Consider the following 7,950-nt stretch of genomic DNA (forward strand, 5'->3'; position numbering starts at 1 on the left):
TTGGTAAATTCGCGTCATCCATTAAATTGTATTGTCCAAATCCATCCACTTCATAAGCATAAACTTTTCCAAACTTGTAATGTTCAATCGTTCCATACGTTTCAATTGCTTCACGAATTTCAACCGCTAAAGCTTTCGCTTCTGCTGCTAATTTTTCATCATTTAAAATTTCAGTTGCAATTTCAACTAAGTAATTTAGAACAACAACCGCAAACATGTTAGATGGAATTAAATAACCATACATACACGCATCATCACTTGGTCTAAATCCTGACCATGTTAAACCAATGTTTGACTTAACTAATGCCCCTTTACCATCACGTGATAATGTATCTGTGTAGTAGCAATCTTTTCTAACAAAGCGATAAGGCGATTGATTTTCATGATCTTGCTCTGTACGCCAAACTTCAAGAATTTTATAAGCTGCTTCTTTGAATGTCTCATCAAAGTGAGAAGTTGTTCCAGTATTTTTCCATAATAGATACGCCATTTGTAGCGGGAAACATAATGAATCAATTTCGTATTTTGCTTCCCAAATCCATCCCGACATATCAGTTTCATCTTGTTCCCAACAATTCCCGTTATCAGCCTCATTAAAAGCGTTTGCATAAGGGTTTAATAAAATATACATCATTTGACGGCGAACTAATCCCTCAATTAATTTTGTAATTTCAGGATCTTCTTGCGCTAAAACATAATAAGGACGTAATTGACAAACTGAATCTCGTAACCACATGGCCGGAATATCTCCTGTAATAACGTACGTCGTTCCATCATCCATCTTTTTAACTGTCGTATCTAACGTATTCGTATAACAGTTTTTAAACATTTGAATTAACTGTTGATCATCCCCTAATTTCTCTTCCACCTGTTTAATTAGATTTTGCATTGATTGTGGTAATTGTTTTTCCATCCTACTCTTCCTTTCCTATATTTAAAGTTTTCATCTTTGCTAATAGCGAATTTCTATCACCTGAAATAGCCCCTCTCACATGAAAACTTTTATCTTTATCTTCTTTAATCTTCTAGTTAGACAATAACACCGCTATCATTTATTTTCAACTTGCTTTATTCTACATATAGTGTACAAAACATATATTAGTCTAAATAAGCTTTTTACACGTAGAAGACTTCTAATCCATCTTAATGATAAAAGGGATTAAATATAAATTTATGAATTATTTTTCTGTTTGTATGAGATTCCAATGTCTGAAATTTAAAACTGAATAAAAAATATTAAATGGCTGGATTACACAATAGACTAGTACGTAAAAATCCTTTCCTAACCATTTCATTTATCTATGAAGCATCATAAAAGTTAGAATATTAAAAATTAAAATCCTAGTGGCTAAGCAACTAGGATTTTAATTTATCATGCTATTTTAAACAGGGCGATTTAATGTATTTGACTTCTAACTATTCTTTTACTGCCCCTACTGTAAGTCCACTTACGAAATATTTTTGGAAGAATGGATACGCAAATACGATTGGTAATGTTGTGATTACAACAATGGCCATTTTTGCTGTATCTTTTGGTAAATTGTTAGCTACACTTACCCCATCCGTTCCAAGCATAGCAGCATTATTAGCTAAGAATTCCATTGTTCCCTCAATCTTAATTAATAAATATTGTAGCGGAACTAATGCACTTCTATCGATATAAAGCATCGCATTGAACCAGTCATTCCAAAATCCTAGTGTTAAGAATAATCCAATTGTTGCAATGGCTGGAAGTGATATTGGTAATACAATTCGTGTAAATACCGTAAGTTCTGAAGCCCCATCAATTTTAGCTGATTCAACAATAGCATCTGGAACTGTTGTTTTAAAGAACGTTCTTAAAATGATAATGTGGAATGAGCTAACACAAATAGGTAGGATTAATGCCCATAACGTATTTTTAATTCCAAGGAATCGTGTATTTACAAGGTATGAAGCTACCATCCCCCCTGAGAATAACATTGGGATGAAAATTAGTTTTGTAAAGAATTTTCGATAAGCGAAGTTCTTTCTTGATAAAGCATAAGCAAAACTTGTCATAATAACAAGACCAAGTAAAGTCCCGCTAATGGTAACTAAAATTGTAATTCCATATGCTTTAAATATTTGAGGCCCTGTTCCTCCAGCTCCAAAGATATATTTATAAGCATTTAAGCTCCACTCTTCTGGCCAGAATTTATATCCATTCATTTGAAGACTTTGTTCACTGGTAAAAGAGATGATGATAACAAATATAAATGGAATAATACACATTGCCGCAAGCGCCCCAAATAAAATATTTAGCGCAATATTAGCTGGTTTTGAAATTGAATTGAATTTATTTTTCTCCTCATCTTTTGCTAAAAAGATTCTTTTGAAAAATGATTTTTTTTCTTCAAGAACTACCTCTTCTTGTTGTTGAAATTTATTTTCTTTGATAATCTCCATCTTTAATACACCACCTTTTTTAGAAGAATGCATTCTCTTCGTCTACTTTTCTAACAATAGCATTTGTTCCAAGAATTAAGATTAATCCAACAAATGACTGATATAAAGCTGCAGCTGAACTCATACCGATATTTCCTAAGTTTGTTAATCCACGATATACATACGTGTCGATAACGTTTGTAACAGGATATAACGCCCCTGAGTTTTTAGGTAATTGATAGAACAATCCAAAGTCTGATCTAAACATTCCACCTACTGCTGTAATGAACATGATAATCATAACTGGCTTTAATAATGGAATGGTAATGTATTTAACCTGTTGCCATTTTGAAGCTCCATCAATCATTGAGGCTTCGTATAATGATTTATCGATTCCACAAATTGAAGCTAAATAAACAACTGTTCCATATCCAATTCCTTTCCACTGACTCATAAAGATAATAATGAACGGCCAATATTTCGCCTCAGTGTACCAAGAGATTCCGTCTTGTCCAAATGATCTTAACATCGTATTTACTAATCCTTTTTCAGGACTTAAGAATGTGTATAAACAGTAACTTACGATAACCCATGATAAGAAATATGGTAAGAACATCGCACTCTGATAAAACTTAGATAATTTTTTATTTAGTAACTCTTTAAGTAAAATAGCTAACGTTACTGGAAGTACAATCCCTAAAACAATGAAAACTAAGTTATAAGCTACTGTATTTCTAGTAATAACCCATGCATCAGTACTTTTAAATAAGAACTCAAAATTCTTTAATCCTACAAATTCACTCTTAATTAAACTTTCAAAGAATCCACCATGAATTCTCCAATCTTTAAATGCTATTAAGATTCCGAACATAGGTAAGTAAGCAAACGCTATAAACCAAAGTGTTCCAGGTATTGTCAAGCCTAATAACTCCTTGTTATCTTTGAACTTTTTCCATCTAGAGTTTTTCTTTTTAACTTTTACTTCATCGGCCATACTCTATCCCCCTCCTATGTAAACGCTTATCTGGCTTGATTAAAATATACCATATATAGAATTTAGTTTAATAGATGAAAATTCTTAGGTTTAATGTACTAATTTTAGTTCGTAACAAATTTGATTAAAAAAAGCTAGAGATTTTAACAAAGCAAAAAATTGAATTCCTTGCCTCTAAAACCTCTAGCTTTATTTATTAATAGTTTTTCATTTCCCTTAACGTCGATGGTGAGACACCAAAGAACTTTTTAAACTTACGATAAAAATAACTTGAATCTGTATAGCCAACTTCCTTAGCAATATCATTAATTTTCATATTCGTTTCTAAAATGAGCTCCTTAGCTTTCATATTCTTCGTTTTATTCAAATAATCCGAGAATGAACATCCAACTTCCTTATTAAAAATTTGTCCTAAATAAGAGCTATTAATGTTATATTGATATGCCAATGTTTTTAAGCTTAGTTCTTCATAGTATCTCTCATTAATCGTATTCACGATTTGTTGCACAACAGGACTATACTTTATCGTATCCTGTGTCATCACTTCCATAAACTCGTCTAACTCACTTAAAATAAATGTCTTAATACTTTCTCGCGTATTCTCATGACATAACTCAATAATCGTATCACTCAAACTTTCTCGTGTGTATTTTTTATCCACCTTAAACTCTTCTTTAACCTTATCCATCAGCAAAACAACCTTAATTGAAAAATCATAAATATTCTTAGGCGTTAATTCTTTATTCTCAAAAACTTCATCAACGTAAACTTTTAACGCTGCGCTATTTTTTTCAATCATTAACTTATTGATTTGCTCGATTTCATCCCTAAACTTCACATCTTTATGTTTAATAACCGAAATCATCTTTTCGTTAACAACACGATTCATCCCTTCAGTCAACATATACTTCTTCAACTTTTTAGCCACCATATAACTTTTGCGTAAATCATCAATCATATTGACACTTGATCCTACTGAAATGAAAATATCATACTTTAGCTCAGTTTGCAGTAAATCTCTTAGTTCTCGATACTCCTCTAAGATTTCATCATCAGTCTTCTCTTTATCCCAGCTATTAATCACTATAATTTGCCCATCAAATTGATACAACACTTCACACTGACTTTTAAACACTGACTCAACAATCGGATTAATATTAATATATACCTCTTTATCCTTTTTACCATTAATGAAAATATTCGTGACCGTATATTTTTCTTTATAAAAATCAACATACATATCATCTTTTATTCCAATGACTTCTTTCACATCATACTTTCCATTTAAAAAGGCTAGTAACTTTCCTGTTTTATCTAACCCTCTATTAATAAATTCTTTCTCCTTCGCGATATTATCTACTAATTTTTTTAACGCTACTTCTAATTCTTCTTCATCAACTGGTTTTAAAAGATAATTTTCAACCCCATATTCAATTGCTTTTTTAGCATAGGCAAATTCATCATAACCACTTAAGAGAATGAATTTTACCTTCTTGCCCATCTCATTAATTTCTTGAACTAACTCTAAGCCTGTTTTAACTGGCATATTGATATCTGTTACAATAATATCGACTGGATTATCTTTAAACTTTCTAATCGCTTCTTCACCATTTTCAGCAGATTGAACGACTTCAAGCCCTAGTGCTTTCCAATCAATAATTGACATTAATCCTTCCGTAATAAAAATTTCATCATCAACTAACATAACTTTTTTCATACATTAGGCCCCCTTTTGCAAGGAATCATAATGACGACCCTTGCACCCTTACTATTATTATCTAATTGAACTCCATAACCTTCACCATATGCTCCAACGATTCGTGCATGAGCATTAATAATTCCTATGGATTGATTCGCTGTATTTCTGCATAATTCACCTGTCAGACTTTCATTGAGCTGTGTTAACTTCTCTGGTGGGATTCCTTTTCCATTATCATCAATGATAACTTTAATATTCTCAGATTCTTTACTGACATTAATCTCAATAAAATTATTAGTCTCTTCCAATTTAATTCCATGCATAAAATAATTTTCAATTAAGGGTTGTATCGCAAATTTGATCATTTCATTATCTAGTAATTCATCTGGACAATTAATCTTAAAATCAAATTTCTCACGATACCTAAACTTAAAGATTTCCATGTAACGAGTACAATACTCAAGTTCACTTTCTAAAGTGATAAAATTATGATCTTTAACCTGTTTTCTAAATAAAAAGGATAAATTATATAACATTTTCCCGACATCTTTATCCCCATTACAAACAGCCTTCATCCGAATACACTCTAGCGTATTATATAAAAAATGGGGATTAATCTGATTTTGGAGAGCAATCATCTCCGCTTTCTTTTGATTAATTTCAGCTAAATAACTTTTATTAATATAGCGATCGAGCTCACTACACATCTCATTAAAATTCTGTGAGATATAGCTAATTTCATCCATTTCATCTCCAATTGGAATTTTAACTTTAAGATTTCCTTCTTTAACTTCCTCCATCACCTCTAGGATAGCATCTGTCCTTCTTGTCAATTTTTCTAATTTCCACTTTAAAATGACTGCACTAACAAAGATTAAAAATAAATCAAGTAAAAGTATCGATGAATAAAAAATCTGTGGCGCTTCAATTAAGTTTTGCATTGAGATTGCCGTAATGACACTTAACTCATCAGAAAATTTAGTTTTAAATAAACTTTGATGATTTCCGGGAATTTTATATTCTTCTCCTTCTTTTAAGTCGCTCAAAGCTAATAAACTTTCCTTTGATGGCTCTTCTGACTTGTCTTCAGGGAGATAGGCCGTTTGATACTGTTCATCATAAATACAAAGATTATAATTAGCTCCATACTTCGCAACAATATTATTCACTTCAGATAAATCGTAAACCACAATTAATTTTCCTTCTTCTACTAATGTATCTGGATTATTAATTGAGTTCACGTGATACAGTTTATTTTCCGAGAAAAAAAGTTCCGGTAACTTCTGAATCACTGTCTCATAATTTTCTATTTTTTCAATATAAATCTGATTATCATGATTAAATGATCTAACTTCATTCAGTTTTTCACTTAAAAATATAATATTTTCTACCTTATTATTCGAAATAAATGCACTGGCCACAAACCTTTCAACACCATTATAGGTAAAATGATTACTGCCTGAGAAACTATCTAATTTATTTTTTAAATAATCATTCGAATGATTATTTAGAAAATAAATGATATCATTCAATAACATATAATCGTAATACATTGAACTGACAATGAATTTATTAGAGTTTTCAATCTCTTTGAGTAGTTCATTGGCGTTATATCCAAGCTGTTCCCCTAATGATATTCGGTTACTTTTACTTTCAGACACCACATAATTAATTAAATAAAGATCGAACCCCCCTATCAAACAAATGATAACTAATGAATAAGTTAAAAATAAGTTATTGTATAGCATCGATTTTTTAGCTAGCATATCTCCCCCTCCTTTATATGCTTTTAGCTATACCTAGTGGTACCCAATTTATATTTTAAAGATATTCTATCTATTTGTCATCCTTTTTTTGTATGCGCTATTTTTTCCATTATCTAAACATTCTATAATTTTTAAATCAAAAATATGAAAAATACACTATTAAATTCTACGATAAATGAGTATATTTTTCCTATGACAGTATTGAAAACGTTTGATTTTTTTTACAATACTGATTATGGTGATGATTAAAAGGGGGATTAACGATGTCAGAATACTTCAACTTTAATAAATTGTTTGATATTTGTAATTATATTTTTTCATTCCTTGTCTTGAACTTACTTTTTATGCTCTTAAATATACCTATTATTCTATTTTTCTTATTGGTTGGAATCAGCAAGATTTCCACTTATCTACCTTTATTTTTACTCTGCTTAATTCCAACAATGCCTGCATTTAACATTCTAGTTTACTGTATGCGTAAACTATTAAAAAATAAAGGATTTAATCTCCTATCTGATTTTAAAAAAGGGTTCTTGCTTAACTTTAAACAAAGTTTACTCATTTGGTTTGTTGAGTTAATTTTTATCTTTGCTTTATACTCAAATATTGTTTTCTTCAAGTCAGCTTATAATAATACCATTGTTAGTTGCTTATTCTTAGGACTCTTAATTATCCTATTATTAATGACACCGTTTATTTCATTACTCATTAGTCTATTTTCAAATAATGCATTAAATATTTTAAGAAATGCACTCATTCTTATTTTTAAAAAACCACTACTCGCCATAACCAATATTCTAATTTTCCTTGCTGCGCTAGTTTTATTTGAAATCAGCCCTGCTGTGACTTTCTTATTTATTACTAGTTTACTTGCTTTCTTATTTGTCTTTTCAAATCGATTCCTAATAGAAGAATTAGAAACCATCTCTAACAACTAAATTTAAAAAAGCCTTGATTCTCATTTCTAATCAAGGCTTTTTTGGATTCTCTAATAAAAATGGGACTGAAAGCTAATCATTTTCAGTCCCATTTTTTTAACATGTTTTAATTAATTCTAAGTTACCTTCAATTGTATATTTAATTCC

The 7,950-nt window shown here is 30.5% G+C and carries 6 protein-coding genes; 1 reads left to right on the forward strand and 5 read right to left on the reverse strand.

From position 1 onward, the window contains the following. From QWC74_RS14740 to QWC74_RS14760, 5 genes are all read right to left on the reverse strand, one after another. On the reverse strand, positions 1-913 hold a 913-nt coding region (locus tag QWC74_RS14740; protein WP_288994302.1), incomplete at its 3' end, for a glycoside hydrolase family 125 protein. 503 nt (positions 914-1,416) lie between these two features. Further along, entirely contained in the window at positions 1,417-2,427 is a 1,011-nt protein-coding gene (locus QWC74_RS14745) for a carbohydrate ABC transporter permease (protein ID WP_006783982.1), read from the reverse strand. Between the two features lie 19 nt (positions 2,428-2,446). Further along, positions 2,447-3,400 carry a sugar ABC transporter permease gene (locus QWC74_RS14750; RefSeq protein ID WP_006783981.1) on the reverse strand — a complete coding sequence of 318 codons (954 nt, stop codon included), beginning with the start codon at positions 3,398-3,400 and terminating at the stop codon, positions 2,447-2,449. A 196-nt stretch (positions 3,401-3,596) separates the two neighbouring features. Next, the gene (locus tag QWC74_RS14755) at positions 3,597-5,117 is read right to left on the reverse strand and encodes a response regulator transcription factor (RefSeq protein ID WP_006783980.1); all 1,521 of its coding nucleotides are present in this window, start codon (positions 5,115-5,117) and stop codon (positions 3,597-3,599) included. Next, complete coding sequence (locus tag QWC74_RS14760; protein ID WP_006783979.1) at positions 5,114-6,865, reverse strand: sensor histidine kinase; 1,752 nt, start codon at positions 6,863-6,865, stop codon at positions 5,114-5,116. Before QWC74_RS14760 ends, QWC74_RS14755 begins: the two co-directional genes overlap by 4 nt. Before the next feature lie 263 nt (positions 6,866-7,128). Between QWC74_RS14760 and QWC74_RS14765 the strand changes: the two genes are divergently transcribed. Then, the gene (locus QWC74_RS14765; protein WP_006783978.1) at positions 7,129-7,803 is read left to right on the forward strand and encodes a DUF624 domain-containing protein; all 675 of its coding nucleotides are present in this window, start codon (positions 7,129-7,131) and stop codon (positions 7,801-7,803) included. The last annotated feature ends 147 nt before the right edge of the window (positions 7,804-7,950 follow it).

The organism is uncultured Turicibacter sp. (genome assembly GCF_938044715.1).
Lineage (GTDB): Bacteria > Bacillota_I > Bacilli_A > MOL361 > Turicibacteraceae > Turicibacter > Turicibacter sanguinis.